Origin of the sequence: Ureaplasma zalophigenitalium (genome assembly GCF_025780055.1) — a bacterium.
Classification (GTDB): domain Bacteria; phylum Bacillota_I; class Bacilli_A; order Mycoplasmatales; family Mycoplasmoidaceae; genus Ureaplasma; species Ureaplasma zalophigenitalium.
Genome location: NZ_JAOXHJ010000023.1, coordinates 1 through 789, shown reverse-complemented (window position 1 = coordinate 789; position 789 = coordinate 1). Strand labels below are relative to the sequence as shown.

General features: G+C 29.5%; 1 protein-coding gene and 1 pseudogene. Both read left to right on the top strand.

The genetic code is table 4. From position 1 onward, the window contains the following. A pseudogene (locus tag OF365_RS03185) lies at nucleotides 1–297 on the top strand (site-specific DNA-methyltransferase); the annotation flags it as partial. Further along, nucleotides 284–789: DEAD/DEAH box helicase family protein (locus OF365_RS03180; protein ID WP_263818168.1), on the top strand; the 506-nt coding region annotated here is incomplete at its 3' end. The pseudogene OF365_RS03185 and the gene OF365_RS03180, both read left to right, overlap by 14 nt.

Sequence of the window (789 nt, the reverse complement as noted above, 5' to 3'; positions counted from 1 at the left end):
GATGAAATAACATACGAACGTTTATACCGGATCAATCATGGGAAGGGCACAAAAAATGAAAGTTTTAAATGAGCAGAGAAACATCTTCCATATCTAAGTAATTTAAACGTTTTTAAAGTTAAAAAGTTCGATATTTCCATTAATGCAAAAACGAATTATAACGAAGTTATTAAAACCTTATTAAAAGAAACCTTTTCACACTTTAATATTACCCACCACAACCTTGACAACAATAATCTTTTAAGACAATTATTAGCCTTACAACCATACGAGGAAGAACAAGATGCAACTAAGTAATAGTCAGAGTAAGTGTGTATCGGGGTTATTTAAACATTATTTAAATATTAAGCAAAACGGACGTTTTGATCAGAATAAAATTGTCGAGTTTAAAGCCCCTACTGGCTCGGGTAAAACCTTTATGATCGCTAATTTAATTGATCGAATTATTAGTTATAAAAAAGCTTATCAACCAAACCAAAAAATAATCTTCATGATTGGGACGCTATCAAGCGCAGAATTACCATTACAATTTGCTAATAATCTAAAAGATTACAAAAATTTTTTAGAAAATAATCATTTAGAAATCGAGTATTTACAATCACCATCTGCTACTTCTAAAAACACAAAAGATGGTAGTTATGATATTAAACTCAAAGATGAAAAGGTGTTAGTTTTTGGTTCATCGACTTTTGGAAATAAAAAAATATTAACCGAATACGGGAAATTAGACGCTTTTTTAACCGCTGTAAAATACGAGAATTACGAATTAATTTATATTCGTGATGAAGC